At 71.8% G+C, this 25,300-nt stretch carries 24 protein-coding genes; 6 read left to right on the forward strand and 18 right to left on the reverse strand.

Annotated elements, in window-relative coordinates:
- The first annotated feature begins 64 nt into the window (after positions 1-64).
- Positions 65-2,023, forward strand: a complete 1,959-nt coding sequence (gene htpG / locus ACH4DX_RS19790) for a molecular chaperone HtpG (protein WP_398122340.1) — start codon at positions 65-67, stop codon at positions 2,021-2,023.
- 93 nt (positions 2,024-2,116) lie between these two features.
- Here the strand turns inward: htpG and ACH4DX_RS19795 are convergent, their stop codons facing one another.
- Complete coding sequence (locus ACH4DX_RS19795) at positions 2,117-2,575, reverse strand: 2'-5' RNA ligase family protein (RefSeq protein ID WP_398156057.1); 459 nt, start codon at positions 2,573-2,575, stop codon at positions 2,117-2,119.
- Between the two features lie 208 nt (positions 2,576-2,783).
- Here ACH4DX_RS19795 and ACH4DX_RS19800 point away from each other — a divergent pair, with 208 nt between their 5' ends.
- A complete protein-coding gene (locus ACH4DX_RS19800) occupies positions 2,784-4,574 on the forward strand; it encodes a thiamine pyrophosphate-requiring protein (protein ID WP_398122338.1) in 1,791 nt (596 codons plus the stop codon).
- Here the strand turns inward: ACH4DX_RS19800 and ACH4DX_RS19805 are convergent.
- The 8 genes from ACH4DX_RS19805 to ACH4DX_RS19840 form a co-directional block, all read right to left on the reverse strand.
- Positions 4,531-5,475: a cytochrome c oxidase assembly protein gene (locus ACH4DX_RS19805; protein WP_398156058.1), complete on the reverse strand. Its 945-nt coding sequence runs from the start codon at positions 5,473-5,475 to the stop codon at positions 4,531-4,533. The two genes, ACH4DX_RS19800 and ACH4DX_RS19805, sit on opposite strands and share 44 nt — an antisense overlap.
- Entirely contained in the window at positions 5,472-5,876 is a 405-nt protein-coding gene (locus ACH4DX_RS19810) for a DUF2243 domain-containing protein (RefSeq protein WP_398122429.1), read from the reverse strand. The genes ACH4DX_RS19805 and ACH4DX_RS19810 overlap by 4 nt, the downstream gene beginning before the upstream one ends.
- A 276-nt stretch (positions 5,877-6,152) precedes the next feature.
- Positions 6,153-6,386 carry a hypothetical protein gene (locus ACH4DX_RS19815; RefSeq protein ID WP_398122336.1) on the reverse strand — a complete coding sequence of 78 codons (234 nt, stop codon included), beginning with the start codon at positions 6,384-6,386 and terminating at the stop codon, positions 6,153-6,155.
- Positions 6,387-6,643: 257 nt separating this feature from the next.
- Entirely contained in the window at positions 6,644-8,056 is a 1,413-nt protein-coding gene (locus ACH4DX_RS19820) for a condensation domain-containing protein (protein WP_398156059.1), read from the reverse strand.
- A gap of 314 nt (positions 8,057-8,370) precedes the next feature.
- A complete protein-coding gene (locus ACH4DX_RS19825) occupies positions 8,371-8,901 on the reverse strand; it encodes a DoxX family protein (RefSeq protein ID WP_398156060.1) in 531 nt (176 codons plus the stop codon).
- Positions 8,902-9,083: 182 nt separating this feature from the next.
- On the reverse strand, positions 9,084-9,665 hold the full coding sequence (locus ACH4DX_RS19830) for a snapalysin family zinc-dependent metalloprotease (protein WP_398122333.1): 582 nt from the start codon (positions 9,663-9,665) through the stop codon (positions 9,084-9,086).
- An 88-nt stretch (positions 9,666-9,753) separates the two neighbouring features.
- Complete coding sequence (locus ACH4DX_RS19835) at positions 9,754-10,554, reverse strand: SAM-dependent methyltransferase (RefSeq protein WP_398122332.1); 801 nt, start codon at positions 10,552-10,554, stop codon at positions 9,754-9,756.
- 233 nt (positions 10,555-10,787) lie between these two features.
- On the reverse strand, positions 10,788-11,705 hold the full coding sequence (locus ACH4DX_RS19840) for a glycoside hydrolase family 19 protein (protein WP_398122428.1): 918 nt from the start codon (positions 11,703-11,705) through the stop codon (positions 10,788-10,790).
- Positions 11,706-12,061: 356 nt separating this feature from the next.
- Here ACH4DX_RS19840 and ACH4DX_RS19845 point away from each other — a divergent pair, with 356 nt between their 5' ends.
- A complete protein-coding gene (locus ACH4DX_RS19845) occupies positions 12,062-12,769 on the forward strand; it encodes a ribonuclease H (protein ID WP_398122331.1) in 708 nt (235 codons plus the stop codon).
- A 119-nt stretch (positions 12,770-12,888) separates the two neighbouring features.
- Here the strand turns inward: ACH4DX_RS19845 and ACH4DX_RS19850 are convergent, their stop codons facing one another.
- The gene (locus ACH4DX_RS19850) at positions 12,889-13,872 is read right to left on the reverse strand and encodes a GlxA family transcriptional regulator (RefSeq protein WP_398156061.1); all 984 of its coding nucleotides are present in this window, start codon (positions 13,870-13,872) and stop codon (positions 12,889-12,891) included.
- Positions 13,873-13,970: 98 nt separating this feature from the next.
- Here ACH4DX_RS19850 and ACH4DX_RS19855 point away from each other — a divergent pair, with 98 nt between their 5' ends.
- Entirely contained in the window at positions 13,971-14,885 is a 915-nt protein-coding gene (locus ACH4DX_RS19855) for a dienelactone hydrolase family protein (RefSeq protein ID WP_398156062.1), read from the forward strand.
- 188 nt (positions 14,886-15,073) lie between these two features.
- Complete coding sequence (locus ACH4DX_RS19860) at positions 15,074-16,135, forward strand: S1 family peptidase (RefSeq protein ID WP_398156063.1); 1,062 nt, start codon at positions 15,074-15,076, stop codon at positions 16,133-16,135.
- An 86-nt stretch (positions 16,136-16,221) separates the two neighbouring features.
- Here the strand turns inward: ACH4DX_RS19860 and ACH4DX_RS19865 are convergent, their stop codons facing one another.
- From ACH4DX_RS19865 to ACH4DX_RS19895, 7 genes are all read right to left on the reverse strand, one after another.
- Positions 16,222-17,949: an acyl-CoA dehydrogenase family protein gene (locus tag ACH4DX_RS19865; RefSeq protein ID WP_398156064.1), complete on the reverse strand. Its 1,728-nt coding sequence runs from the start codon at positions 17,947-17,949 to the stop codon at positions 16,222-16,224.
- 127 nt (positions 17,950-18,076) lie between these two features.
- A complete protein-coding gene (locus ACH4DX_RS19870) occupies positions 18,077-18,634 on the reverse strand; it encodes a PadR family transcriptional regulator (RefSeq protein ID WP_398156065.1) in 558 nt (185 codons plus the stop codon).
- 268 nt (positions 18,635-18,902) lie between these two features.
- Positions 18,903-19,154, reverse strand: coding sequence for a chaplin (locus ACH4DX_RS19875; RefSeq protein WP_398156066.1), 252 nt, complete (start codon positions 19,152-19,154; stop codon positions 18,903-18,905).
- Between the two features lie 195 nt (positions 19,155-19,349).
- On the reverse strand, positions 19,350-20,471 hold the full coding sequence (locus ACH4DX_RS19880; protein WP_398156067.1) for a hypothetical protein: 1,122 nt from the start codon (positions 20,469-20,471) through the stop codon (positions 19,350-19,352).
- Positions 20,472-20,573: 102 nt separating this feature from the next.
- A complete protein-coding gene (locus tag ACH4DX_RS19885) occupies positions 20,574-21,755 on the reverse strand; it encodes an ATP-binding protein (RefSeq protein ID WP_398156068.1) in 1,182 nt (393 codons plus the stop codon).
- A complete protein-coding gene (locus tag ACH4DX_RS19890; RefSeq protein WP_398156069.1) occupies positions 21,752-22,423 on the reverse strand; it encodes a response regulator transcription factor in 672 nt (223 codons plus the stop codon). Before ACH4DX_RS19890 ends, ACH4DX_RS19885 begins: the two co-directional genes overlap by 4 nt.
- A gap of 15 nt (positions 22,424-22,438) precedes the next feature.
- Positions 22,439-24,181: a serine hydrolase domain-containing protein gene (locus ACH4DX_RS19895; protein ID WP_398156070.1), complete on the reverse strand. Its 1,743-nt coding sequence runs from the start codon at positions 24,179-24,181 to the stop codon at positions 22,439-22,441.
- A gap of 218 nt (positions 24,182-24,399) precedes the next feature.
- Between ACH4DX_RS19895 and ACH4DX_RS19900 the strand changes: the two genes are divergently transcribed.
- The gene (locus tag ACH4DX_RS19900) at positions 24,400-25,035 is read left to right on the forward strand and encodes a hypothetical protein (RefSeq protein WP_398156071.1); all 636 of its coding nucleotides are present in this window, start codon (positions 24,400-24,402) and stop codon (positions 25,033-25,035) included.
- 48 nt (positions 25,036-25,083) lie between these two features.
- Here ACH4DX_RS19900 and ACH4DX_RS19905 read toward each other — a convergent pair whose 3' ends face one another.
- Positions 25,084-25,230, reverse strand: a complete 147-nt coding sequence (locus ACH4DX_RS19905) for a hypothetical protein (RefSeq protein WP_398156072.1) — start codon at positions 25,228-25,230, stop codon at positions 25,084-25,086.
- Between the last annotated feature and the right edge of the window lie 70 nt (positions 25,231-25,300).

The following is a 25,300-nucleotide window of genomic DNA, read 5'->3' on the forward strand; positions in this document are numbered from 1 at the left end:
CAGCTCATCTAAAGTTTCTTCGAGTAGTTGCCGCCATTGGTGATCTGAGAAGGATTCACGGACTATGCCGACTGAGACGACCGAGACGTTCGAGTTTCAGGTGGAGGCCCGCCAGCTTCTGCACTTGATGATTCACTCGATCTACTCGAACAAGGACGTCTTCCTCCGCGAGCTCATCTCCAATGCCTCCGACGCACTGGACAAGATCCGGCTCGCGGCCCTCCGCGACAGCTCCCTCGACGCGGACATCTCCGACCTGCACATCGACATCGAGGCCGACAGCGCGGCCCGCACGCTGACCGTGCGCGACAACGGCATCGGCATGTCGCGCGAGGAGGTGGTCCAGCTCATCGGGACCATCGCCAACTCCGGTACGGCGCAGTTCCTGAAGGAACTCAAGGAGGCCGAGGACGCCTCGTCGGCCGAAGGGCTCATCGGCCAGTTCGGCGTCGGGTTCTACGCGAGCTTCATGGTCGCCGACGAGGTCACGCTGGTGACCCGGCGCGCGGGCGAGAGCCAGGGCACCCGCTGGACCTCCACCGGCGAGGGCACGTACACCATCGAGACGGTCGACGACGCGCCGCAGGGCACCGCGGTCACCCTGCACCTCAAGCCGGAGGACGCCGAGGACCGGCTCTACGACTACGCCGCGCCCTGGAAGATCAGGGAGATCGTCAAGCGGTACTCGGACTTCATCACCTGGCCCGTCCGCATGGCCCCCGAGCCCCGCGCCGACGCGGACACCGACGGCACCGGCGAGGAGGGCACCACCGCCGAGGAGGCGGAGGCTCCCGCCGCCCCCGAGACCCTCAACTCGATGAAGGCGCTGTGGGCGCGGTCGCGCGACGAGGTGACCGACGAGGAGTACCACGAGCTGTACAAGCACATCAGCCACGACTGGCACGACCCCCTGGAGACCATCCGCCTCCAGGCCGAAGGCACCTTCGAGTACCAGGCGCTGCTCTTCCTGCCCTCCCACGCTCCGCACGACCTGTTCAACCAGGGCTACAAGCGCGGCGTACAGCTGTATGTGAAGCGGGTCTTCATCATGGAGGACTGCGACGCGCTGATGCCGTCCTACCTCCGCTTCGTCAAGGGCGTCGTGGACGCCCAGGACCTGTCGCTCAACGTGTCCCGCGAGATGCTCCAGCAGGACCGGCAGATCCAGCTGATGAACCGCCGCCTGGCGAAAAAGGTCCTGGCCACCGTCAAGGACCTGCGGACCAAGGACCCGGAGCGGTACGCCACCTTCTGGCGGGAGTTCGGCGCCGTCGTCAAGGAAGGTCTGATCGGCGACTACGAGAACCGCGACACACTCCTTGAGGTGTCGTCCTTCGCCACCACGCACGACGAGGACGCGCCCACCACGCTGCGCCAGTACGTGGAGCGCATGCCGGAGGGGCAGGAGCACATCTTCTACCTCACCGGTGAGTCGCGGCAGGCCCTGGAGAACTCTCCGCACATGGAGACGTTCCGGGCCAAGGGCATCGAGGTGCTGCTGCTCACCGACCCCGTCGACGAGGTGTGGGTGGACTCCGTGCCCGCGTACGACGGCAAGCAGCTGCGCTCCGTCGCCAAGGGCGAGGTGGACCTCGGCACGGAGGAGGAGAAGCAGGAGGCGGAGAAGGAGCGCAAGCAGCACCAGGAGCAGTTCGCGGACCTGTTGACCTGGATGACGGAGCACCTGAAGGAGAACGTCAAGGAGGTGCGCCTGTCCTCGCGCCTCACGGTGTCCCCCGCCTGCCTGGTCTCCGACACCCATGACGTGACGCCTGCCCTGGAGAGCATGTACCGCGCCATGGGCCAGTCCTTGCCGCACACCAAGCGCATCCTGGAACTCAACCCGTCGCACGCTCTGGTCGGCGGGCTCAACACGGCACGCGCCGAGCGCCCCGACGACGACGGCCTCGCGGAGACCGCCGAACTCCTCTACGACATGGCCCTGCTCGCCGAGGGCGGCACGCCGGGCGACCCCGCCCGGTTCGTGAAGCTCATGGCCGACCGCATCGAACGCACCTTGTGACCGGGTGACCTGCCCGGTGGAGCGGGTACGCGGTCCGCTCCTGCCACCGCGTACCGTCCCGGGCGACGAGGTGGACCGCATCCACCGGGCAGGTCAGCGGCAGCAGGGGGGGGCGAGTTCGGCCTCGAGGGCGTCGTACGCGGCGTCCTGGGTCGTGGGGCCCTCGCTGTTCGCGACCGTCACATGGGGGTCGAGTCCCGCGCCGAAGATCCCCCGGTAGGGCAGCGCGTCGGGCCAGCGCCGCGCGAGGTCCTTCTGGAGGGCCTTGACCGGATCGTGCGGCCACGGGTCCAGGTACAGCACGCCGGGATAGCGGCCGAACGCGCCGAGCGTGAGCGTGAAGGCGTCGTGGCCGCCGAACAGGTCGGTGAGCTCACGGTGGACGCCGTCGTCGATACGGCTCTCGTGCAGGAAGGGGTAGAGCACGGTCACATGGGCGGGAGACCCGGCACGGACCAGCGGGTCGGCCTCCGGGAGCCTGATGGTGAGCGCCGTGTCACCGGACACGTCCGGCCAGCCGTCCTCGTCCACGGTCAGCGTGTCCTTTGACATGTGGCTACTTTACGTAACCCCTTAGCCAGCACTTGCGCGGGCTCCGGCTCCCCCGCCCCACCGCCGGGCCCTGGCCCCCGTACCCCGAACGCCAGGTACCGGGCACCGGGTCCCCCGAAAGGAGCCCCCTTGGACGCCACGAGCACGGGTACTCGGGTGGCCGGGCCCCCGACCGACGGCCCGCGTACGACCCGAAGGAGCTCAGCACATGTCGATGAAGGTCTCCGACCACGTCCTTGAACGTCTGCGCGCGTGGGAGGTGGAGTACGTCTTCGCCTATCCCGGTGACGGCATCAACGGACTGCTCGCCGCGTGGGGCCGGGCCGACAACAAGCCGCGGTTCGTCCAGTCCCGGCACGAGGAGATGTCCGCCTTCGAGGCCGTGGGCTACGCCAAGTTCTCCGGGAAGGTCGGCGTGTGCGCGGCCACATCGGGCCCGGGGGCCATCCATCTCCTGAACGGCCTGTACGACGCGAAGCTCGACCACGTGCCGGTCGTCGCCATCGTCGGGCAGACCGCCCGCAGCGCCATGGGCGGCTCGTACCAGCAGGAGGTCGACCTGGTGAGCCTGTACAAGGACGTCGCGTCCGACTTCTGCGAGATGGTCACGGTCCCCGAGCAACTGCCGAACGTGCTCGACCGGGCCATGCGCACCGCCATGGCCCGCCGCACGGTGACGGCCGTGATCATCCCCGGTGATGTGCAGGAACTCGACTACTCCGCCCCCGAGCACGCGTTCAAGATGGTCCCGTCCAGCCTGGGCATGTCCCGGTACGCGCCGGTGCCGGCCGACCCCGACATCGAGCGCGCCGCCGACCTCCTCAACTCCGGTGAGAAGGTGGCCGTCCTCGTCGGGCAGGGGGCGCGCGGTGCCCGTGCGGAAGTCATGGAGCTCGCCGAGCTGCTCGGCGCGGGTGTGGCCAAGGCACTGCTCGGCAAGGACGTGCTCGACGACGACCTGCCCTATGTCACCGGGTCCATCGGCCTCCTCGGCACCCGGCCGTCGTACGAGCTGATGCGGGACTGCGACACCCTGCTGGTGGTCGGGTCCAGCTTCCCGTACACCCAGTTCCTGCCCGAGTTCGACCAGGCGCGTGCGGTGCAGATCGACATCGATCCGCACATGGTGGGGCTGCGCTACCCCTTCGAGATCAATCTGGTCGGCGACGCGCGCGAGACGCTGCGTCGGCTGCTGCCGCAGCTGCGTCCGGCCAAGGACGACAGCTGGCGCAGGACGATCGAGAAGAACACGGCCCGCTGGTGGCAGGTCATGGAGCGGCGTGCCGCCGTGGACGCCGACCCGGTCAACCCCGAGCACGTCGTCCACGCCCTGAACGACCTGCTCCCCGACGATGTGATCCTGGCCGCGGACTCCGGTTCGGCCGCCAACTGGTACGCGCGCCATCTGCGGTTGCGGGGTGCGATGCGCGGCTCGCTCTCCGGCACGCTCGCCACCATGGGGCCGGGTGTGCCGTACGTGATCGGCGCCAAGTTCGCGCACGGCGACCGTCCGGCCATCGCACTCGTCGGTGACGGCGCGATGCAGATGAACGGCATGGCCGAACTGATCACGGTGGCGAAGTACTGGAAGGAGTGGGCCGATCCGCGTCTGGTGGTGGCGGTCCTCAACAACCAGGACCTCAACCAGGTCACCTGGGAGATGCGCGCGATGTCGGGCGCCCCGCAGTTCCTGCCCTCGCAGGCGCTGCCGGACGTGGCCTACGCGGAGTTCGCGCGCTCGCTCGGCCTGGATGGCATGCGGGTGGAGACACCGGAGGCCGTCCGGGGCGCCTGGGAGGCGGCGCTGACCGCCGACCGGCCCTTCGTCCTCGACTTCCGCACCGACCCGGCCGTGCCGCCCATTCCCCCGCACGCCTCACTCGACCAGATCGAGGCCGCGGCGGCAGCCGTCCTCAAGGGCGACAGCGACCGCGCGGCCATGGTGCGCCAGGGCATCAAGGCCAAGGTCCAGGAGTTCCTTCCGGGGCACGGTCGGTGAACCCAGCGGGCCGCGGGCCCGATCCCGCGGGGCGGCCCCCGTGCGTGGCCGGTACGCGGGCGAGCGCGGAGGGGTCGCGCTCGCCCGCACCTCGTCGGTCGTGGCCACCTGGCACGGCGCGGGGTCGCCCCGCCGGGCGGCTTCCCGCGACGTACCAGCGCACGGCCAGGGTGACGGCGAGGCCGACCTCCACGAGGTCGCCGCCGTAGTACATGAGTTGGGCGCCGGTGCGCAGGTCGGCCGTGGTGAAGGCGGTGCCGGGCGGCGGGGTGGCGTACAGGCCCTTGGCGAGGACGGCGTGGGCGGCACCCGCGGCGAGCAGGGTCGCTCCGCGCAGGGCCGTTCCCCACCTGTGGCGCACGGGGTCGAGCTGACACACGGCGAAGGTGAACAGGAGACCGGCGGCCAGGGTGTGCACCTGCACCAACGCGTGCGTCACGGGCCTGTCGGCCGCGGCGAACAGCGGTGTGCGGTACAGCGCCCACAGGCCTCCGACGTCGAGGAGCGCCGCGAGCGGAGGGAACAGCAGCCATCGCGCGGGCCGTACGTGCAGCACCGTGAGCAGGGCTCTCCGCGCCCGGCCCGGCGGCAGGGCGCGCAGGGCCAGGGTCAGGGGGCGGGCGAGGACCAGCAGGAGGGGCGCGGCCATGGCGACGGTCAGATGCCGTGCGCTGTGCACGGTGAACGGCCCGCCCGGCAGGGCTCCGAGCACGGCCCACAGGATCGCCGCGCTCCCGGCGGCGAAGGACACGTCCCGCGGCCAGGGCCAGCGGTCCCCCCGGCGCCGCAGCCGGGACGCGGCCAGCAGATAGGCGGCGGCCACGAGGAGCACGGCCACGGTGACGACCGGGCCCGCCGTGCCCGCGCCGGCGGGCGCGGGATGGATGTGCGCCGACGTCACGGGGTCCGCCGCGGTCGCCCCCGGGTACGGCGGTGCGCCCGGAGTGCCAGGACGGTGCCGGTCGCGAGCAGGAGCGCTCCGGCCGCGTTCCATGCCAGGTCGTAGGGGGTGACGTCCACGCCGTAGCGGATCTGGTGCAGGCGGAGGAGCTTGTGGTCCACGAGGCCGTCGAAGAGCTGGAAGGCGCCGAGGCCCAGGAAGAACCCGGCCCACGCGTGCGCGGTGGACAGGGCGCGGCGGCGGCGCAGATCCGCGAGGAGGAAGAAGCCCGCGACGAGGCCGAGGAGTTCGGCGGTGTGCAACAGGCCGTCGGAGAGCAGGCTCACGTCGTTGCTGGAACGGTCGTAGAAGTGGTGCCAGTGCAGGATCTGGTGGAAGACGATCTCGTCGACCGCCGCCATTCCGGCCGCTCCGAGCAGTGCGCACACGAGCAGCGACCTGCGCGTCCGCGGTTGTGGCCGCACTGATTCACCGGGGTCGCGGGCGTCGCCCGACGGTGCGGACCGCGCCCGCCCTGCGGGTCGGCTCATGGTGGATGTGCCCTTCTACGGGGCTGTCGCGGTGGTTGCCGGGGGCCTCTCACGACGTCGGTGCGTCGGTGTCGCGTCGACATCGGGCATCGGCGTCGGCGTCGGCATCGGCGTCGTGAGGGCCTCCGGCTGTCGAGCGTCGACCGGTCAGTCGCTCAGCCGGGCACGCAGCAGCTTCTTGCCCAGGTCGGCGCCCTTGCGGCTGTCGGCTTGCGCCTTGCGGAACAGCTCGACGAGCTCGGTGTCCTTCTCGCGCTCCGCGTCCTGGATGTAGCTCTCCAGTCGCAGCACGTTGCTGAGGCACGACTCGACGTACCAGACCAGGTTGTAGTCCTTGTCCTGCGTACCGGTGACGTCACCGGTTTCGGCATGGGCTGCCATGACCATGTCCTCTCTGTCGCGGTTCTCGCCGAGGGCGTGCCCCGAGTACTCAGGGCGTGCCCCCGTCACTGAAGGGCGTGCCCCGAGTACCCGGCGCGACCCGAGGCACTCTCGCGCGGCCCGCACAATCCCCCGGGGGCCCGCCAGTCGGGCGATCGCCCTTCGGGCCTGGCCTGGAGACCGGCTGCGCTTCCGCGGGGACCTCCGAGCCGACAGCGCCGCGAACGGGCCTCGAACGGACCCCGGACGGAGCAACCTCAGACGGACGACTGCACCGGCACTTTGGCGGCTCCGGCCCGCGCCACCGAGACGATGGTCTCCCGCAGCTGTTCGACGTACAGCCGCATGTTCTTGTACGCGACGTCGGTGTCCGGGTAGCGGCACCCCAGTTGCAGGCCCGCGTGCAGCCGGTTGACCCATACGCACACCTGGTCGCCGTACGACACCCTGATCAGGCCGTACGCCTTCAGTTCGTCCCAGCGTTCGGATCCCACGATGCCGCGGGTGTCGACGTACGAGACGATCGAGCACGGATCCGGTGAGGTCGGACGGAAGTCCGCGCCGAGCAGGCGCAGGACGCGTGCGATGGGCATGCGGGCCAGTGGCCTGTTGGCGCGCAGGGCGGCGCGCACCATCTCCAGGACGCTCTGGAAGTCGGGCGACTGCGCCGTGGGGATCTCGACCGGCGCGCCGCCGACGTACCACCCCACGGAGTCCTGCCACTGCGATTTCGCCCGGGTGTGGAACGGCACGACCGTGCGGTAGACGGGCTGCCCGCCGATCTCGTGGACGATGAGGCTCGTCGCGGCCAGGATGCCGGTCATGCTGCCGCCGTAGGGGCGGCAGTAGGCCTCGAACGCCGCGGCGTCCTCGGCGTCCACGAGCCGTTCCTGCATGAGCTTCTGCGGAGGAAGCTTTCCGCCGGGCTCCAGGCCGAGGTCGACGGGGAACGGCGGCAGCCTGCCGTCGCATCGCCGGATGAATTCCCGCCAGCGGGAGATGATCGCGTGTGTGCCGTCGACCTGGTCGGCGCTCTCCCTCTCGATCTCGCAGAAGTCGATGTAACTGCTGATCGGGGCCTGCTCGACGACGCGGGCCTCGATGCCCGCCGCGTACAGCTCGTGGATCTCCGCGGGGATGCGCAGGATCGAGTACGAGTCGACGTTGCTGTGGTCGAAAGCCATGTACACGCTCGTGCAGTCGTCCCGGACGACCGCGGCGTAGATGAAGTTGGGCCAGGTCAACGCGTCCGCCGCGGCGTCGAAGCGGTCCTGGAGGTACCGCACGAGCGTTTCCGCGTCGGTGAAGTCGCCGATCACCTCGCGCCACAGGGCCACCGCGTCGGCTTCGAGGGTGAACCGGCGGATGTCCTCACCGGCCCAGCGGAAGCCGCTGCGCAGCGTCTCGTGGCGCAGGGTCCAGCTCCGCAGGGCCCCTTGCAGCACGTCGAGGTCGACGAGGCCGGGGATGTCGAACGAGGTTCCGAGCCACGTGGGCACGAACTGGCCGCTCTCGCGTACGGACCGGGCGGTCCTGATGTGCGACTCCTGCAAATACGCGGGTGGTCGGGGATCGTCGGGCAGGTCGGCCGCGGCCTCGACGGTCGCCGGGTGGAGTGTCCACTCGACGAGCAGGCCGGGCCGCACCTCGCAACGCTGGATGTCGGTCATGTGCACAGCGACGTCTCCGTTCGTCTTCCGGGGGCTCCCCTGATCAGCTCAACGAGCCTGGGCGGGGGCGAGCAACGCCACATGTGAACGGCAGGTACCTGCTGGTACCTCACCGCTCCCCCTCCGCACCGCGATATATGACGCATACATGTCAATTTTGCGGACGGTTTTCGCTCCGTGTCCGGCTGCGCACACCGTAGCGACTGGGGCGCGTGGCCGCTTCGGAACCGCCGTCCTCGCGCCGCCACCACCGAAGACGCCGATGGCCCGGCGCGCATGTCGCGCGCCGGGCCACGTGCCGTCGGGTGGTGGGGTCAGGTGGTGGGGAGGTGGTCGCGCACCGACGCGGCCGTCGTGCGGACCGCGGCGGCGGAATCGTGGGCCCGGTGACGGGTGGCGCGGCTCGCGTCGCGGGCGGCGTGCCGGGTGCGGTAGGCAAGGGAGGGCTTGCCGTGCGTGTCGGCCGCGGCGATGAGCAGGCCGCCGACGAGGGAGAGGTTCTTCATGAAGTGGATGCGCTGCGCGGCCCGCTTCTCCTCGTCCTCCTCCTTCCACCACGCGTGCCCGGCCAGCGTGGTCGGTACGAGGGAGCCCGCGAGGGCCAGCGCCGACAGGCGCGGAAAGCGCCCGATGGACAGCAGCAGCCCCGCTCCCACCTGCACCATCGCGTTGATCCGCACCAGCTCCGTGGGATCCTCGGGCAATCCGGGCACCCGTTTGGCCAGCGGCACCGCGACGGACTCGGCGGCGGGCGCGACATGCTCCGGTGCCCGCAGGTGGTTGACACCGCTGGTGACGAATACGGAGGCCAGCATCGGCCGGGCGAATTTCCTGAGAATCGGCATACGGGCCGTGTTCCCCCTGCTCCGCACCGAAACACGGCTCCGTAGGCCACACGGACGCCCGTTCGGGCGCGAGCCACCCCACCGGCTCAGCGCCGCCCGCCTTTCACGCCCCGCGGGCGGGCGTGTGGGTGCCTGACCGCGCGTCACGGTCAGGCACCGTCGCACAGCGGTCGCCCGGCGGACTAGCGGGCGTCCACCAGCACGCGGCCGTCGGCGGGCGTGCGGGACGCGGCGCCACCCGCGTAGGCGCGCTCGACCCGGGCCTGCTCGGCCGCGTTCGGCACCGCGTTCTTGCAGCTGGTGCCGGCGCTCGAACCCGACATCAGCTGGGAGCACGGTCCCGGCTTGGTGTCCGGCAGGCCCAGGTTGTGGCCGATCTCATGGGCGGCGATGCGGGTCTTGTCATGGCCCTGGGTGACCGCCTGGCTGCCGAGTTCGACCCTGGCCTGGCCGCCCGGGCGGACCGGGCCGATCGTGGCCTGCGGCCAGCCGCTGGTGGCCACGATCTGGATCTCGGCGCGGGTACCGGGAGCGGCCTCGACGAGTTTGACGTTGTCGACGTTGTTGTTCCACGAGGCGACACCGGCCGCGATCGCGGACTCCCAGCCGGCGGCCCGGCTGTCGTCGTAGCGGAGCGTCACGGCGGCGGAGGTCTTCTTCTCCACGGCCGACTGCGACGCGGACACGGCGTTCGCCGCAGGTGCCGCGGTCAGGGCGACGGCTACCGCGGTGCCGGCTATTCCCAGCCGTATGTAGTGCACCATTGCTGTCCCTTCACTTGTGGGGGGTCCCCGCTCCGTCCGGAGCGGGGAGTGCGGGGAGGGATGGGGCCTGCCGGGGCGGACGGCGGTGTCAGGGCTTGCGCGCCACCGCCCCGTACATGGCGATGTCCCGGTCGGCGGTCCGGCGCTGGGCCGCGCCGGGCCGCCACTTGTGGACCTGGGTGACGCCGGGCTCGACGAGTTCCAGGCCGTCGAAGAACGAGGTGGTGGTCGGCAGGTCGCGCAGGGCCATCGGCATGTTCTGCCGCGCGTACTCCTGCGCCACCCGTCCGACCTCCTCGGGGGCGAAGTCCGCGGTGCCGATGGTCATCGCGAGATGGCTGCCCGCGGGGAGCGGGTCGAGGAGGCGCTGGACGAGAAGCCGGTCGTCGGGCGGCAGGATGAAGTGCAGAACGCCGATGATCATCAGGCCCACGGGCTCGCCCACGTCGAGGAGCGCTGCGAACTCGGGGCTGTTCAGGATGGCGTCGGGGTCGTGCATGTCGGCGTCCACATAGGCGGTGGCGCCCTGGGGTGTGCTCTGCAACAACGCGCGGGCGTGGGTGAGGACGATGGGGTCGTTGTCGACGTACACCACGCGCGACTCCGGTGCCACCTCCTGCACCACCTCGTGCAGATTGGGGGCGGTGGGCAGACCGGTGCCGATGTCGAGGAACTGCCGGATCCCCCTCTCCTCGGCGAGGAAGCGCCCGGCACGGTGCATGAAGCGCCGGTTCTCCCGCATGTGCACGGGCAGCGAGGGCCAGTGCCTGCACATGGCGTCGCCCGCCTCGACGTCGACGAGGTAGTGGTCCTTGCCGCCCAGGATGTAGTCGTACACCCGCGCGGAGTGCGCCTTCGTCGTGTCGACCCGGTCCAGGGGGCTGGTCATCGCGTCGCTCCATTCCTCGCCGCCGACGGCTCACCGACCGCTGCCCCGTCGGCGGACGTGCCGGGCGGTGCGGTCGTGCCAGACGGTACAGCGATGGACCAGTGCCCGAACAGCTGCCCTACGGCCATGAGTTGTCGGGAGTTCGCCGGTCACCGGGGGTACGGGTCGTGACAGAACGGCCGGGACCGGGGTTTCCCCCGGGCCCGGCCGCCCCCCGTCGCTCGTGCCGGACGTCAGCAGCTCAGCTTGTCGCCCGGCGTGGTGCCGAGTATCTGCACGAACTGCTGGAAGCGGTTGATCCGGCTCTGCACCTGTGCCGGGTTGCCGCCGTTGCACTCCAGGGTGCCGTTGATGCTGCGGATCGACTCGCCGAACCCGTGGCCGTCGACGATCGCCTGGTGGCCCGTCACGGTGCCCGGGCCCTTCTGGGTGTTCCAGTACCAGAGGCCGGTCTGCCAGGCCACGGACGGATCCCGCTCGACCAGCCAGGGGTTGTTCAGGAGGTCGATGCCGAGCGCCTCACCGGCGGCCTTGTAGTTGAAGTTCCAACTCAGCTGGATCGGGCCGCGGCCGTAGTAGGCGGCGTTCCCGGCCGGGCAGCCGTACGGCTGGTTCTTGTCGCAGTAGTGCGGGTAGTTGGCCTGGTTCTGTTCCACGACGTGGACGAGTCCGCCCGTCTCGTGGCTGACGTTGGCGAGGAAGGCGGCGGCCTCGCGCTTGCGCACCTCCTCGGTGCCGGTCTTGGTGAAGCCCGGGTAGGCCTTCAGCGCGTCGACCAGACCCTCGTAGGTGTAGAAGGGCTGCCTGTTCGGGAACATCTGCTCGAACTGCGCCTTGCTCACCACGAAGCCCGAGGGGTCGGGGTTGCCGCTCCCGGTGCCGCACTCGCCCTTGTCGGCCCAGACGCCCCACTGCCCGGTGGAGCCGGGCGTCTCGCCCTTCGTCCACCACTTGGCCTGCCAGTTGTGGTTGCCGTGCGACACGGTGGCGTCCTTGGTGTAGACGGCACCGGAGTTCCAGGCCGTCGCGCAGGCCGGAGCCGCGGACTTGGGCGCGGCGGCGGGCGCGGCACCGGCGGGCGCCGCGGGGACGGCGGCGAAGAGCAGCGCCGCGACTCCCGCGAGCGCGGCTGACGAGAACAACGGCCGCAGGCGTCTGACACCTCGGCGCAGGCGCTGTGCACCGGAGCGCCTCGCCTCCGCGGCGGGAGGCGTGGACGCGTGGTGGACGTCGTGGCGTGGGGAGTACACCGGACGGGCGTGCTTGCGCTCGTTCACTCTCTTCACTCCTCGATGCGGCGGCGAGCCACTTGGGGCGAGTGGGATTGCGCGCAGTCAACCCTCTTGGTCTATACCAGTCAAGGGTGTAGACCAGTTTGCTGATTCTGGGTTCAACAGCCGCGCCGCGCACGCAGACTGAGAGGTCGCCCACGATCCGCCCCCCCCCGGCGATCCTGCCGCCCTGCGCCGGTGACGTACCGCGGAGCGACCGCCTCCGGTCACCTGGCATGATCGGGGACATGACGAAGCAGTTGATCGCGGCATGTGACGGAGCGTCCAAGGGCAACCCCGGCCCCGCGGCCTGGGCCTGGGTCCTTGCCGACACCGACGGCGTCCCCGTGCGCTGGGAGGCCGGACCGCTCGGCGTGGCCACGAACAACGTCGCCGAGCTCACCGCGCTCCACCAGCTCCTCGACGCCGTCGAGCCGGGCGTGCCGGTCCAGGTGCGCATGGACTCGCAGTACGCGATGAAGGCGGTCACCGAATGGCTGCCCGGGTGGAAGCGCAAGGGCTGGAAGACCGCCGCCGGCAAGCCCGTGGCCAACCGGGAGCTCGTCGAGGCCATTGACGAACGGCTCCAGGGCCGCAGCGTCGAATTCGTGTACGTCCCCGCCCACCAGGTCGACGGCGACCCCCTGAACGCGATCGCGGACCACGCCGCGAGCCAGGCCGCGCAGTCCCAGGAACCGGACGGCACGGCCCACGGCGCGAGCGACGTCCCCGAGGTGCCCGCGCAGTCGGCGACCGGGTCCGGCGCGCCGCGGCAGAGCCGCCCCGCCACCCGTTCCGGCCCGGCTCGCGCCCGGTCCGGTTCCCGGACGATCTCCGCGAAGTTCAAGGGCACGTGCGGCGGCTGCGGGCGCACCTACGCGGCCGGTACCAAGATCGCGAAGAACGCCCAGGGCTGGGGCCATCCGGAGTGCGCGAGCGCGTAGCCGAGCCGCAGGCGCTGTCCGTACGCAGCCACGCCGGCCCGGCGCTCCTTTCCGTGCGCGGTGAGGCCCTCAGTGGCTGAGCGCGGTGCGGTCGGAAGCGGGTCGTGCGGAGGGTGGGCTCACCGGTCGTCGGCGGGGCGGAACGCCGCGCGGTACTCGCCCGGCCTGCGGCCGGTGTGCCTGGTGAAGATGCCGCTGAACGTCCCGGCGTCGCGGTACCCGACGTCCGCGGCGATGCTCGCCACGGTCCTGTCGGTCGTCTCCAGCAGACGTCTGGCCCGCCGCACCCGCGCGCCCTGGAGATAGGCGAGCGGTGTCTCGCCCGCCTCGTCCCCGAAGCGGCGGAGCATGGTTCTCGTACTCACCCGGAACTCCCGGGCCAGGGCGGGCAGGTCGTAGCGGTCCCCCAGGTTCTGGTCGAGCCGGCGCTTGACGCCGAGTGAGAACCCCCGGCCCACCGCGGGCAGCAGCCGCGTGTCGACATAGGGTGCCTGGGTGGAGCGCGCGTCGTCCACCAGCGCGATGCGCGCGGTGCTGCGGGCGACGTCGGGGCCGTCGTGCTCACGGACCAGGCGCAGGGCGAAGTCGTACATCGCGCTGAACGCCGCCGTGGTCGTCACGCCGCCGTCGGTCACGACCAGGCTGTCGGCGCGCAGGCGCACATCGGTGTACCTGCGGGCGAACCGGTCCGCGAACAGCCAGGACGTCGTGGCCTCCCGTCCCCCGAGCAGCCCGGCCTCGGCCACGAGGAAGGCTCCCACACAGATCGACACGACGGCTGCCCCGGCGGCGGCCTGCGAGCGGATCACCGCACGTTCCTGCGCGAGGCCCGCGAGTGCCGCGTCCAGGTCCAGTGCGGGGGAGAGTTCGAAGCCCGGCACGATCAGCACGTCCGCCGGGCGGACCGCGCGGACGTCGACGCGGGAGCCGCCGGACGCGGCCACCCGTCGGCGGGGCGAGACGACCGACACCTCGTACGACGGCTGGGGGGAGCCCTGCGCCGCGGTCACGTGCGTGGCCATGGTAAGGAGGTCGGGCACGCCGAACACCTCCGACGCGAAGCAGCCGGGATGGGCGAGGACACTGACGCGCAACGGACTCATACGGCTCCCCCGCCCTGTGGAAGGCTGGCGATATTACCGCCCTACGTGGCGATGTCGACCCTCTTCGGAGGCACTGTCCGGACGTCATCCTCTCGGTCATGACCACCACACGAGAGCCGCGGGACCATCTGCCGGAAGAGCGGGACGACCGGGACGGCCGGGACAATCAGGACGACCGGGACGGCAGGGACGGCCGGGACGACCGGGACGATCCCTTGGACGACTTCGTACGGAGGGTCGTCGACATCGGCGGTGTCACCAAGACCGTGTACGTCGCCGGTTCGGGCCCCGCCGTCGTCCTCATGCCCGAGATGCCCGGGATCAGCCCCGACGTCGCGCGGTTCGGACGCTGGCTGCGCGGAGCGGGGCTCTGCGTCTATCTGCCGTCCCTCTTCGGTGTCGACGGCGCGTACCCCGGCGCCGACGCGGGTGAGCGGGTCGCCCGGCGTGCCTGCGTCAGCGCGGAGTTCCGGGCCTTCGCCGGGGGCGGCACGAGCCCCGTCGTCTCCTGGCTGCGCGGCCTCGCCCGGCTGGCGCACACCGAGTGCGGCGGGCCCGGCGTCGGCGCCGTCGGGCTCTGCTTCACCGGCAACTTCGCCCTGACCATGGCCCTTGAGCCCGCCGTCGTCGCTCCCGTGGTCAACCATCCCTCCCTCCCCCTCGACGACCCCGCCGGTCTGGAGATCGGCGCCGACGACGCCGCGGCCGTGGCCGGACGCGTTGAGCGCGACGGGCTGAAGGTGCTCGCCTACCGCTTCGAGAACGACACCTGGTGCACGGGGCGGCGGTTCGCGGCCTACCGGGCGCTGCTCGGCGACGCCTTCGACGGCCGCGTCCTGGCGGCCGGGACGGCGAACACCGACCCGCCGCCCTTCTTCCGCGACGTCGTCGGCTGCGCCCACAGCGTGGTCACGGCCCATCTCGTCGACCGGGAGGGACATCCCACCGTGCGGGCCCGCGACGAGATCATCGCCTTCCTGACCGAGCGCCTGGGAGTGGAGGCGCCGGGCTGAGCCCCTCCCCCTGCCCTTCCCCCTCCTCAACGAGCGACCCCTGAGGGCGGTTCCCGACCGGAAGATCCCGCGAGAGGAGCCCCGGACCCTTGCGTGATTGTCGCGAGCATGCCACTTTCCTTGCTCGGTACGTCCCCCACGTACCGCGGTACGTCCCACATCACGTCACCGTCAAAGGAGCCCCCCACATGAGACGCACTTTCTGTACGCGTCTGGGTCTTTCCGCCCTGCTCGTCACCGGATCCCTCGCCCTGGGCACCGCCCCCGCCGGGGCGCAGGCCGAACCGACGCCCGCCCCCTCCGCCGCCGATGCCCCCAACGCCCTCGACGCGCGGGTCGAGCGGCAGCTGGGCGACGACAGCGCGGGCACCTACCTCGACCGCAGAACCGGGAAGCTGGTCGTCACCGTCACCAGCGAGTCCGCCGCCGAGCGCGTCCGCGCCGCCGGGGCGACGCCCGAGCGGGTGTCGCGCAGCGCCGCCCAGCTCGCCGCCGCCATGGACACGCTGGAGTCCCGCGCGAAGATAACCGGCACGTCCTGGGGCGTCGACCCGCGCACCAACCAGATAGCCGTGCAGGCCGACCGGTCGGTGTCGGCCCGTGACCTCGCCCGGCTGCACCGCGTCGTCGACTCCCTCGACGGCGCGGCGCGCGTCAGCCGTGTGCCCGGCACCTTCAAGCGCGAGGTGGCGGGCGGCGACGCCATCTACGGCGGCGGTTCACGCTGCTCGGCCGCCTTCAACGTCTCCAAGGGCACCACCCGGTACTTCGTGACGGCCGGGCACTGCACCAACCTCAGCGCCAACTGGTCCGCCACCTCCGGCGGCGCGGCCGTCGGGGTGCGCGAGGGCACCAGCTTCCCCACCAACGACTACGGCATCGTCCGCTACACCAACGGCTCCTCGCCCGCGGGCAACGTCAACCTCTACAACGGCAGCTACCAGGAGATCTCCTCCGCCGCCAACGCCGTCGTGGGCCAGGCGATCAAGAAGAGCGGCTCCACCACCAAGGTGACGAGCGGCTCGGTGACCGCCGTCAACGTCACGGTCAACTACGGTGACGGGCCCGTCCACGGCATGGTCCGCACCACCGCCTGCTCCGCCGGTGGCGACAGCGGCGGCGCCCACTTCGCGGGCACGGTCGCCCTCGGCATCCACTCCGGCAGCTCGGGCTGCACGGGCACCAACGGCTCCGCGATCCACCAGCCGGTGCGCGAGGCCCTGACCGCGTACGGCGTGAACGTGTACTGACCCACCGGCCGGGAGGCCGCCGTGCCCTGACGGTACGGCGGCCTCCCGGCCGGACTCCGGGGCACGGCCCGGGAATCGGGGCGTCGCTACGGAGCCATCTCGTACGTACCGGACAGCGCCTCCACGCGCTCCCAGACACGTGCCGAGCGGGCGTCGTCGACAACCGGGCGGCGGACCGCTCCCAGGGCCCAGCTCTGCTGGTCGGCGGTGGCGGAGTCCTTGCCGTGCAGCTCGACGGCGTGCGCGGAGAAGTCCCGTACGAGGACGGCGAAGAGCTCGTCGAGCACGTCCGCGTCGAGGTCCGTCAGCCGGGCCTGCTCCAGGATCAGCTGGCCGTGCACGACGAGCGCGAACAGCTGGCCGACGGCGAGGAGCAGGTCCAGGTCGCGGCTCTGCTTCTCGTCGGGGGCGGCCGTGGTGACCAGCGTGCACAGCGCGTCGGCCTGTTCGCGGAAGCGCGCCACGTTGGGCACGTCGGCGTACGCGTCGAAGGCGGTGCGCCAGTCGTGGAAGCGGATGGCGCCGAGCCCGCGGGCCGGTCCCTGCCGGAAGAGGAAGTCGTCGTCGGCCGCGTCGAGGCGGGTGGGAACCGGCGCGTACTCGGCCGGGTTCAGGAGGTGGTTGCCCATGAACTTCAGGATCAGGGCGAGGTTGACGTGGACCGTGCCCTCCAGCTTGGGCAGGCCGCGGATCTCGGTGGCGGCCTGGGCGAAGTAGGTGTCCTTCTCGAAGCCCTTGGCCGCGATGACGTCCCACATCAGGTCGATGACCTTCTCGCCCTCCGTGGTCACCTTCATCTTCGTCATCGGGTTGAAGAGGAGGTAGCGGCGGTCGTCGGGGCCCGCCGAGCGGAAGTAGTCCACGGCGCGGTCGCTGAACAGCTTCATCCCGACGAGCCGCACATAGGCGTCGGTCAGCTCCCGGCGCACGTGCGGGAAGGCGGTGACGGGGCGGCCGTAGAGTATGCGGTTGTGGGCGTGGGTGACGGCCTCGTACATCGCGTGCTCGCAGATGCCGATCGAGGCGGTGCAGAGGTTGAACTTGCCGACGTTGACGGTGTTCAGGGCGGCGTCGAACGCGGCACGGCCGGTGTGCAGGACGTCCTCGGACCGGACCGGGTAGTTCTCCAGGCGGAACTCACTGACGTACTTCGACGAGTCGACGACGTTCTTGACCAGGTGGTACGACGCGTGGCGGCTGTCGGCGGCGAAGAAGACATAGCCGTCGGGGCCCTCGACGTCGGTGCGGCGGCCGAAGACGGAGACGAGCCCGGCGGCGTTGCCGTTGCCGATGTAGTACTTGGAGCCCGTGGCCAGGAAGCCGCCGTCGCCGTCGGGCTCGAGGAGCATGTCGGTGGAGTAGATGTCGGCGCCGTGACTCTTCTCGGAGAGGCCGAAGGCGAACACCTCCCCCTGTGCGAGGAGCTCGGCGGCGCGGGCGCGGGCGGCGGCGTTGTCGCTCTGCCACACCGGGCCGAGACCGAGGATCGTGACCTGCCAGGCGTACCAGTAGTCGAGCCCGTAGAAGCCGAAGATCTCGTTGAGGGCGGCGATGCGGGCGGTGTCCCAGCGCTTGTCCGCGCCGCCTTCGCCACCGGTCTCCGCGGACGGGGTGAGGAAGGTCGCGAACAGTCCCTCTTCGGCGGAGAACGCGAGGAAGTCCGCGAGCCAGGCACGCGAACGGTAGTCCTCGATCAGCTTGCGCTTGCCGCGCGCCTCGAACCAGTCCACGGTCGCGCGCAGCAGCCTGCGGGTCTCGGGGTCGAAGTGCGTCGGGTCGTAGGTGGTGGGGTTGAACAGCAACGGGTCGGCCATGGCGATTCGCCTTTCCGGCTCGGGTTCGGGAGGAAGGGAAGTAAGAAAAGAGAGGGAAGAGAGGGAAGAGAGGGGAGGAGAGCGGGGAAGCGAAGGGGAGGGCCGCTCACGGCCGGGCACGGCTTCGTCAGCGCTCGGGGCCAAGGCGCCGGAGGGTGGCGATCACGTCGTCGAGCCAGGCGAGCGTCATGCGCTCGTACGCGATGCCGCCGCGCAGTACGACGTGCTGGAGCTCCTGCCCGGCGTCCAGGGGTGCGGGAGCCTCGGGTCCCGAGAAGTCGCGCAGCTCACCGGCCAGGTAGTGCGCGAGCCGGTCGGCGTGCGTCCGGCGGTGGCGCTCGACCTCCTGGATCAGCGCGGCCGGATCGTCGAAGGCCGCCCCGCGGATCTTCACGGCCAGCTCGTGCCGGACGCTCTCGGGTTCGATCGGCTCGTGCAGCCACTGGGACAGCGCGGCTCTGCCGAGGGGCCCGACGGAGTACTCCTTCTTGTCGGGCCGGTCCTGCTGCACCACCGTGCGGGCGCCTATCAGGCCGTCGCTCTCCATGCGCTTGAGAACGCGGTAGATCTGCTGGTGGGTGGCGGCCCAGAAGTAGCCGATGGACCGGTCGAACCGCCGGGCCAGCTCGTAGCCGGAGCCCGGCTGCTCCAGCAGGGAGACGAGAATCGCGTGCTCAAGCGCCATACCCGAATCCTTCTATGCAACGAGTTGCATAGACAAGCGGCGCCGGGCAGGTGAGACGCGGCTCACCCGACAGCTCCCCCGCGTGCGCGGACCTCGCCTCGGGAGGGGCGGAACTCGTCCGGTGGGCGGCACGCCCGGTCGTGGCTCGAACCCGCCGGCCGGGCGTGGACGCGATGTGCCTCGCCTCCGCGGCTGCGCGCAGGCGAGGCACATGATGTGCGTCAGGCGGTGGGGCGTGGCCTGACGGTGGACGCCGGAGCGGTGGTGATCACTTGTTCTTGCACTTGTTGCCGGCCGCGGGGTTGAGCAGACCGATGACGTCGATGGTGTTGCCGCAGACGTTGAGACCGACGTTGACGGGGACCTGGACGGCGTTGCCGCTCAGGACTCCGGGAGAGTTCGCCACCTTGGCAACCGCACTCGCGCCACCCGGGCCGGGGGTGGCCACGGCCGCGCTGGTGCCGCCTGCGACGGTGACGGCCGCGAGGGCGGCTGCGGCGAGGATCGTGTGCTTACGCATGGGCTTGCCTCCAGAGGAGCAGAAGTCGACCGATGAGGGGAAGTCGTCCGTCCGAGCCTCACCGCGTGACCGCACCGGGGAAACAGCACATGATCTGTTTGGCCTACCGCTCCCCCTCGTACAGGTGGCCGCTCGGGCCGAAGAAGCTTTCGGCGGGGCCTGTCTGACGGGGCTTCAGCTCACTGCGCCGGGCGGTCAGCCGCTGGGGGCCGGGGCGATCCTCGCGAGGCGGCGCCGCACGTCCTCGCGGGCGCCGTTCTTGCCCGCGACCTGCGAACGCAGGGCCGCCAGCTCCGCGCCCAGGTCGTGCACCGTGCGCGGGTCGGTGACGCGGTGCCAGCAGTGGTGGGCGCGGTCGACGGCGGCTGCCACGTCGGGGTGTGCGGGGCTCTGGCCGGATGTCAGGCGCAGGACGGCGGACCGCATCCACAGCTGGCTCGCCCGAGCCGGGTCCTCGGCCTGGCGTGCCAGTTCGGCCTGCACCTCGATCCAGTGGACGGTCTGGGGCGAGGCCGGGCCGTGGGCGCGCAGCGCCTGCTGTTCGTGGGCCGCGGCCAGACCGGCCGCCTCGGTGTGCCGTCCGGCGGCCGCCGCGGCGAACACCTCGGTGTGCGGGTCACCTGCGGGCACCGGGGCCGTAGGGCCCGGCACGTACCCCGTGGTGTCGAGCGCCCGCGCGGGCCCGAGAACCAGGGCGGCGCTCGTGTCCACCTGCTGCAACGCCTCCTGGTGGAGCCGCTCGGGGGCGAGCCGCAGACCGCTGCGCAGGATCTGCGCCAGGGCGAGCGTGTAGGCGGGCTGTACGGTCCTGCGCGGTTTCGGCGGGGCGGCGACGAGTCCGTACGTGCGCGTGCCCCGGCCCGGGTCCAGGGGCGTGGTGTGCAGGTGCTGCCAGGTCTCGGCGTCGGCCACCAGGTCCGCGTACACGGTGGTCGTCCCCGGTCGGCGCTGCTGGAGTTCGTGCACGAACCAGGCCCAGGGCAGCGCGGTGTAGCGGACGGTCGCCGGAGTGGTCCTGGCGAGGGCGAGGTGGATGTGGTGCTGGCGGCGGTCTCTGTGCAACTGCCCGGAGAGGACGACGGTGAGCGGGCCGGGGGTGGCCGCCACACCTCTGACGCGGGTCAGTACCGTCTGCGGGTCCACGGGGTCGGCGAGTTCGACCAGGCTCGCCGCCGCGGTGCCCGTCCAGGCACCGGGCGCCACGGCGGCCAGCACGTTGGTCACGTTGCCCGTGTCCACCAGGCAGTTCCTGCCCGTGGGCGCGGCCGTCACCAGCAGCACGGTTCCCGGCGCCGCGTCCTCCCCTGTGATCTCCACAGCAGCACCGTAGCCGCTGATCACGGCTTTGCGGGAGTCAAGTGCTGCTGCCGACGCCGTACTCGGCGCCCCCCGCGTCCGCGCGCTCCCCGGAACGGCAGTTCAGCGGCGTACCGTGAAGCGGAATTCGCAGCCGTCGCCCGCGGGGCCGGGAGAGGTCAGGGTGAGGGCGCCGCCGTGGGCCGCGGCGACCTGGCGGGCGATGGCCAGGCCGAGGCCGGTGCCGGGGGCCTCGGAGCGCCCGCGCCAGAAGCGTTGGAAGACGCGGGCCTGGTCGTCGGCGGGGATGCCGGGGCCGTGATCGGTCACCACGACCGCCGCTTCGGGTCCGGTGGTCTCCACGCGGACGTGCACCGCGGTGCCTCCCGGCGCGTGCCGGACGGCGTTGTCGACGAGGTTGCCGATCGCCCGGCGCACGGTGGGCTCGTCGACCGGGCAGACGGCGGCCTGCGGCCCGGACACCGAGAGCCGGGTCCCCTTCGCCGCCGCGTGCACGTCGGTGTCCTCGACCACGGCGGTGACGACAGCCATCAGGTCGACCGGTCGCCGGTCGAGCGTGCGGGCCCGCCCGCGGGCGTCGACGAGGAGTTCGTCCATGACCGCTCGGAGCCGTACGGCCGCCGACCGGGAGCGCTCCAGGCCCTGCCGGTAGACGTCGAGGGTGGGCTCGGGGTGCGCGAGGAGCACCTCCGCGTTGGTCACCAGGACGGCCAGGGGCATGCGCAGTTCGTGGCTGGTCTCCTCGACGAGGCGTCGCTGGGTCTCGGCGGCCTGCTCCAGGCGGTCGAGCATCCCGTCGAAGCTCGCCGCGAGGGTGACGACCTCGGTCGGGCCGTGCCGCAGGGCGATGCGGCGGCCGAGGTCGGCGCCCTGGATGTCGTCGGCGACCGCGCGCACCCGGTCGATCGGCCGCACGGCACGGCCCGCCCACCACCAGGCGAGCCCGCCCGCGACGGGGGCGAGCGCGACGACGGTCCAGATCGCGGCGGCGGACCGGTGGGTGCCGGTGTCCGTCGTAGTGCCCGTGGCGGTGTCCGTCGCGGTGCCCGTGGCGGTGTCCGTGACCGTCCGTTCCACGGCCGGAGCACCCGTCGGCTCGTCCCTCGTCGTCTCGGTGTCGGTGGCGAGGACCACCCCGAACAGCAGCAGCGCCGGGGTGTAGCTGGCGAGGAATCCGAGCAGGGCGAGGCGCACGCGCAGCGAACCCCACCGCGGAGCGGTCCGCGCCCGCGCGCCCCACGGCGGCGCCCCACGGAAGGGCGCCACGCCCGACGTGCGCCTCATGGCCGCTCCTTGAGCTGGTAGCCGACGTTGGTGATCGTCACGATGAGGGGTGGCTCGCCGAGCTTCCTGCGGAGTCGGCTGAGGATGACCCGTACCGAGGCGGTAAAGGGGTTGGCGTGCGCGTCCCAGACGTGTTCGAGCAGGTCCTCGGCGGAGAGGACTGCTCCCGGGTGGTGCATGAAGTACCGCAGGAGCGAGAATTCCCGGGCGGTGAGCCGGAGTTCGGTGTCTCCGCGCCGGGCCGTGTGCGCCACGAGGTCGAGGGTCAGCTCACCGACGCGCAGCGTCGAGCCGTGCTCCTCGCCGCGTCGGCCGAGGGCCCGCACCCTGGCCACGAGTTCGGCGAAGTGGAACGGCTTGACCAGGTAGTCGTCGGCTCCGGCGTCGAGCCCGGCGACCCGGTCCGCCACGGCGTCGCGGGCGGTCAGCACCAGGGACCGGCGCGGCCTGCGCAGCTCCGGTTCCCGTGCGAGGCGGCGGATGAGCTCCAGGCCGTCGCCGTCGGGCAGCCCCAGGTCGAAACAGGCGACGTCGTACGTGGTGAGACGCAGGAGTTCCTCGGCGTGGGCGCAGGTGGGGGCGACGTCGACGGCGTAGGACTCGTTGCGCAGGCCGAGCGCGACGACGTCGGCGAGGTCGGGGTCGTCCTCGGTCAGCAGGATCCGCATGATCCCAGTCAACCCTCAGTCGGCGCGGGCCGCGACGGTCGTCCCGCGCGGACCCGTGACGCTCATGCGTCCCGCGCGGAACGTGACGCTCACCCCGGGCCCCGTGCCCGCCGGGTCGTCCGGGCGGTACCGGTCCTGGCCCGCGGGGACGAGGGCCAGGGAGAGCGGCTTGGTGGGGACTTCGGCCGCTGCGATGCCGCCGACGGCGTCCAGCGAGTACCAGCCGGTGATCGTCCGAGTCCGGGTCGTCAGGGTGACATAGGTGCGGATGTCTCCCCCGTGGAACAGGGTGGCGCCCAGTTCGAAGCCGCGCAGGGGGCCGAAGTCGCTTTCAAGGGCGGCGCGTTCCGTGCGGCCCTCGCGGCTCTTCCCGTCGAGCAGGTCCCGGACGCGCCGCTCGTTCGCCCGGAAGTCGGCGGCCGTGGCACCGGCGCTGCCGCCCGGTTCCTTTCCCGTACCCGCCTTCGGCTCGGGCTTCGGCGGGAAGAGTGCGGTGAGGGCGTCGGTGCCGGTGGCGGAGACCGTGATCCCGCCCCGGGCGGACCTCACGTCGAAGGAACCGCCGGAGCGCAGCTCGTACTTCCCGACGGCGGCGGCGGACCCGGGGTCGGGGGCCTTCGGCGCCCTGGGGGTGGGAAGCGGTCTCCCTGCGATCAGCGCGGGGCCCACCTTCTTCAGCAGGTCCTCGGCTGACATCTTGGGCTTGTTGGAGGTGATCGCGATCGCCCGCCGGTCCTCGGGGATCCACAGGACGACGGCGTCGTGCCCCACCTGGCCGCCGCCCCCGGAGCTGGCGAGGAACGGCTTGCCGTACACGGACGCGTCGAAAGCGACCCAGCCGGGTGTCTCCGCGCGGCCGTCCCCCAGGTCGTGCCCCGGCTTGCTGATGACCTTCACCGACTCGGCCGAGACCACTTTGGCGGTGAACAGCGCCCGGGCCCAGGCCGCCAGGTCACCGGCGGTCATCGCCAGGCTGCCGTTGCCCTCGAGCGCCCAGTGCGGGCCTGCGAAGTCGCCCCGTTCGCCGGTACGCCCGCCCTCCAGGTACCCGGTGGCCCGGGGCCCGGCCGGGGCCGGCTTCCCGTCCCAGAAGCCCCCCGCGACGCGTCCGCCCGGCAGCCGCAGCGTCTTCGACGCCGTGTGCTCGCGGTACGTCGTACCGGACACCTTCTCGATGATCAGCGCGAGCAGGGTGTACCCGGCGTTGGAGTACGCGTACCCGTTGCCCGGCCGGAACGCCACCTCCAGACGGCTGATCGCCTTCAGCGCCGCCTCGCGGCCCAGCGGTTCGTGGTCCTCGCCGTGCGATCCCTTCAGGCCACCGGTGTGCAACAGGAGCTGCCGCACCGTGACCTCGGCCACCGGTCCCGTCAGCCGCCCCGGCAGCAGGTCGCCCGCCCGGTCGTCGAGCCGCAGCCTGCCGTCGTCGACGAGGCCGAGGACGGTCGCGGCGGTGACGGCCTTGGTGACCGAACCGATGCTGAACACGGTGTCCGTGGTGTTCGGTGTCCTGGCGGCGTCGTCCGCCGAGCCGTACGCCGCCAGGCAGTCGACCCGCCCCCCGGTCGTCACCGCGATCGAGCCGCTGAACCCGGCCCGCTCCCACCGCTCGAACGCCGCGTCCATCCGGGGGTCGCACGTGGCCCGCGCACTGCCGCCGCCCGCTTGCGGTGCCGGTGCGTCGGCGCTCTTGGTACAGGAGGCCAGCGCGGCCACCGCCGCCATCGCGGCTGCCACCGCCAGGTACTTGTTGGTCATGTGCGGCACCGTACGAAGAGGGGTGCGAACCGGATGTGAACGAGCTTCCCCCTCTCGGGGCCCCGAGTTCCGCCGGGGGCGGGCGAGTTCGGTGCCGGAGGGACGCACGCCCCACCCCCCGGATGTTCTACATTGCTGTAGATTCTGATGCTCGGGGCTGTGCCCAGCGCGTCTCGGGCGCCGGACCACTGTGACAACTGCGATCAACGGAGACGGGTGTGACCGCGCGACTGCGTCCGGAGGACCGGGCCGACTTCGAGTGGGTGCTGACGCTGGCACTGGACGTCACGGACATCCGTACCGCCCTGGACCGGGGCCCGGTCGCCTCCCGCACGGCCGCCCTGCGGGCCCGGGCGCTGGCCGACGCCGACGCGATCGCCGCTCCGGCAGCCGAGGAGTACCGGGCCTATCTGCGGGCCCGTGCCGCCGTGCTGCCCGTGTCCGGGCCCTCGGCTCCGTCCCGCGGGGCGCCGAGTACCGGCCCGGTGGCCGAGTCCCTCCTCCCCGCTCTCGGGGTGCTCGCACCGGTCGTCTCCGCCGTCGCGGCCACCGTCTTCCTGCTGTTCGGGTACGGGATCCGGCTCGCCACACCCGAGAGCGGCATGGCGTCCGCCCTCGTCACCGCCGGGTGGACAAGCTCCCTGGTGACGGCGGTCAGCACCGGCGTCGGCCTCGGCGCGCTCCTGGTCACGGCGGCACGCCCGCACGCCTCGCGCCGTCCCGCCCACCGCCTCACCGTGCACCACCCGGAAGCCGAACAGGCCCGCGCCGCCTGGCACCAGGCACTCCTCGACCGCGGCCTCCTGCCCTACCTGCGCGGCCGTCTCACCGTCGCCCCGCCCTCGGCCGACTGACGCTCCGGGCGCCTCCCGGGTCAGCTGCTCCGGAGCCGCGGGCCCTCGTCACCGCCAGGCCTCGGCACCACCAAGGCTCCCGAGTCGGCTTCTCCCGAGCCGCAGGCTTTCCGCACCGGCAGGCCTCGGCACCACCAGCACATCCACCACGTACGCCTCCTCCACCGTCCCGTCCAGGAAGAGTTCCCCGAGCACCTCCCGCTCCTCTGCCAGGAACTCCGCCGTCCTCGCGGCGTCGAGGACGAGGAAGGGAGAGTGGCTGGTG

It is taken from the genome of Streptomyces sp. NPDC017940 (assembly GCF_044328435.1).
Taxonomy (GTDB): Bacteria; Actinomycetota; Actinomycetes; order Streptomycetales; family Streptomycetaceae; genus Streptomyces.